Source organism: Streptococcus sp. HMSC074F05 (assembly GCF_001808725.1).
Lineage (GTDB): Bacteria > Bacillota > Bacilli > Lactobacillales > Streptococcaceae > Streptococcus > Streptococcus parasanguinis_I.
In genome coordinates this window covers 1-2756 of the sequence record NZ_KV794399.1, presented here as the reverse complement: position 1 = coordinate 2756, position 2756 = coordinate 1, and the positions used below count along the sequence as shown (strand labels likewise).

Sequence of the window (2756 nt, the reverse complement as noted above, 5' to 3'; positions counted from 1 at the left end):
CGGTTTATGGGTGTAGAAATGTCGGTTTATTAAGAACAAATATAAATATTTGCTTTATAAAGTTTTTGGTGGTATAATTAAGAAGAAATGAAAAGGAGTTCTTAATGGCTAATGAAGTAGTTAAGCATCACAATGATTTAAACACGGTTATCATGAGAAAATGGACAGCAGAAGAGATGAATTTCTTTTTTGCGATTATTACAAAAGCAAGAGACAAAGGCACTTCTGACCTTATTTTCGATAAACATCAACTGGCAGAATTGGCAAACTATTCTATCGAACACAATAAGCGATTTTACGACACAATGGATAGCCTAGCAAATAACATCTCTCAATTAAGATACATCGAGAAAACAAAGAATTCTATTGAATACATGCCACTTTTTACACGTTTCAAAGTTGAATGGGAAGATGATTTGTCAGACATGCAAGCCCAAGTTTCTGTATCCCCTCTTTTTGAGTATATTTTGAATAAGTTATCAGCAAATTTTACTCAGTATGAGTTGCAAGAGTTTACTTCCATTCGCTCGACTTACGCAAAAACCGCTTATAGACTTCTGAAACAGTGGCGAACGGTTGGACGAAAAGAGTTCAAGATTGATGAATTTAAACTTTTGTTAGATATGCCAAGTAGCTATAAATCAAGCGAAATCGATAGAGCGGTCATCACTCCGATTTTAAAACAGTTGTCTCCCTATTTTGAGGATTTAAAAGTCAAAAAAATCAAGTCAAAAAAGCGTGGAAATCCAGTTTTAGGATATGAATTTACTTGGAAAAAAGAAGTGACTGGAACATATGATCCAGACAAATTCAATAAACCAAAACCGAAAAAGTCTAATAAAGCAAAATCAAGCAAAAAGACAAGCAAGACAAATGTGCCAGCTTACCACAACCCTAACTACGAAAAGAAACCTCTAACCCCTGAACAAGAGAAAAGAGCTAACGAGTTGAAAGCGAAAGTAGAGAATTTGAAAAAAGACGGTTAAGCCGTCTTTTTATTTGCGTCAATTTTAACTAGGTTAATAGTCTAGTTATATTATTAAATCGTAAAAAAATAGGGCTTCGATTTTTAGCTGTATTTTCTAATTGTTTTTATTATGTTTTAAGACATTAAAGGTCAGGGTGGTATATTTACCCTACCAGACCATTTAGTTTCATTTTCTATAGCTATCGATAAGGAAATGAGAGCTTAAAATCGATTTTAGTTAAATATCGCCTAAAATTTGTGATAAAATTGTAAAGAAAAAGAATTACAAAGGAGATACAACGTGACGCAAGGGAAACATAAAAGTTTAAACGTACGTATTACAGACGAAGAGAAAAAAGAATTAGAAAAACGTGCAAAAGCTAGTAAAATGAAACTTTCTGAGTATGTGAGAAATGTGTTACTTAGCGAAGAAAATGCAGAAAATACGCAACACGAAAGTGACGCAAATGTCTTACTTGTGTTACAATCGGAACTTAAAGAAAAAAACGAACAAATAGCGAATTTGCAAGAGTTGTTGAAGAATCAACAGATATTAACTCTGGATTTGTCGCGAGAAAACAAAGAAAAAACCTTGCTTTTAGAGCACAAAAAGTGGTGGCAATTCTGGAAGTAACCTCGTTTTTTATTGCAAACGCTTCCCGCATTTAGTAAAATTACTACATAGGAAAAAATAAAAATGGGGATTTTTTATGAAAAAGGTAACTACACTTGCAATCATTGGATTGTCTGCTATTGCTTTAACTGCATGCTCTTCAGGATCTGATAGTAAAAAAGATGCGAAAGCATCGGAAGCTAAAACAGAACAAAAAGCATCTTCTTCAAGTGAGGAAAATGTATCAACTGAATTCAAAAACGCACGCAAAAAAGCAGAGTCATACGAAGATACTGTCCATCTTTCAAAAGCAAAATTAGCTGAACAACTTGTCACTTTTGAAAAATTCACTCAAGAAGAAGCGGATTACGCAGTCAAAAATATTAAAGTTGATTTCAAAAAACAAGCGTTAGAAAAAGCCAAAGACTATCAAAAAACAGTCACTCTTTCAGAAGATGGTCTCAAGAACCAACTTATTAATTTTGAAAACTTCACTGAAGAAGAAGCAAACTACGCCGTAGAAAATTTGAAATAAAATAAAAACAGAGGATATCCTCTGTTTTTTGTTTTATATATACAAATTTGATGAAAAATAGTGCTGAGAGGGCCATTTTGACGCATTTTCAGTTCGTTTTATGGGCTATCTATCATTAGAAAAGCCTACAGGGGCAATGGGTTGAGCTTATTTTGTTACATAACATTATGTTTCCGAAAAAGAACGATTTTTCGGAAAAATGTTGTCTTGTTAAATTATAGACGTCAATAAACTCTCATCGTATATAAATTTAAATGTATTCTATTTGTAAACTAAAACAGATCTTTATAATTAAAATAATTAATTTCATGATATAATACTGTTAAACATAAATTTTAGGAGTACGATATGACTATTGAGGATAAAGATGCCGAATTAAAATTGAAAATAGGTAATAACATCCGTACGGCTCGTCTTAATAAAAATTTGACTCAAGCGGATGTTTGTGGAGATGAATCTGAATTAACTATTCGTCAACTTGCTCGTATTGAAAATGGTCAAGTATTAGGGTTCTGTTGCAAAGTTTTAAATAAAGAATAAAATCCCTTACGGCATCTATGATTTAAGCTGGGATTCCCAATAATACCTTGATTTCAGTACAGACCGAAAACCCGAAGAGAGTGCCTTCTTTTCGGGTTTTC

At 32.8% G+C, this 2756-nt stretch carries 3 protein-coding genes and 2 pseudogenes; 4 read left to right on the top strand and 1 reads right to left on the bottom strand.

Annotated elements, in window-relative coordinates; genetic code table 11:
• Positions 1-104: 104 nt before the first annotated feature.
• From HMPREF2685_RS00075 to HMPREF2685_RS00060, 4 genes and pseudogenes are all read left to right on the top strand, one after another.
• Entirely contained in the window at positions 105-986 is an 882-nt protein-coding gene (locus HMPREF2685_RS00075) for a replication initiation protein (RefSeq protein ID WP_003010590.1), read from the top strand.
• Between the two features lie 282 nt (positions 987-1268).
• Positions 1269-1601 (top strand): plasmid mobilization protein, encoded by a 333-nt coding sequence (locus HMPREF2685_RS00070; RefSeq protein ID WP_070464535.1) that lies wholly within the window; start codon positions 1269-1271, stop codon positions 1599-1601.
• Positions 1602-1677: 76 nt separating this feature from the next.
• On the top strand, positions 1678-2115 hold the full coding sequence (locus HMPREF2685_RS00065) for an Ltp family lipoprotein (protein ID WP_070464531.1): 438 nt from the start codon (positions 1678-1680) through the stop codon (positions 2113-2115).
• Between the two features lie 348 nt (positions 2116-2463).
• A pseudogene (locus HMPREF2685_RS00060) lies at positions 2464-2643 on the top strand (helix-turn-helix domain-containing protein); the annotation flags it as partial.
• 34 nt (positions 2644-2677) lie between these two features.
• Here the strand turns inward: HMPREF2685_RS00060 and HMPREF2685_RS10345 are convergent.
• Positions 2678-2756, bottom strand: a pseudogene (locus HMPREF2685_RS10345) (IS6 family transposase); the annotation flags it as partial.

What these genes read in the sequence shown, in the direction of transcription:
- HMPREF2685_RS00075 (WP_003010590.1), top strand. Translation starts at nt 105, where the DNA reads ATGGCTAATGAAGTAGTTAAGCATCACAATGATTTAAACACGGTTATC.
- HMPREF2685_RS00065 (WP_070464531.1), top strand. Translation starts at nt 1,678, where the DNA reads ATGAAAAAGGTAACTACACTTGCAATCATTGGATTGTCTGCTATTGCT.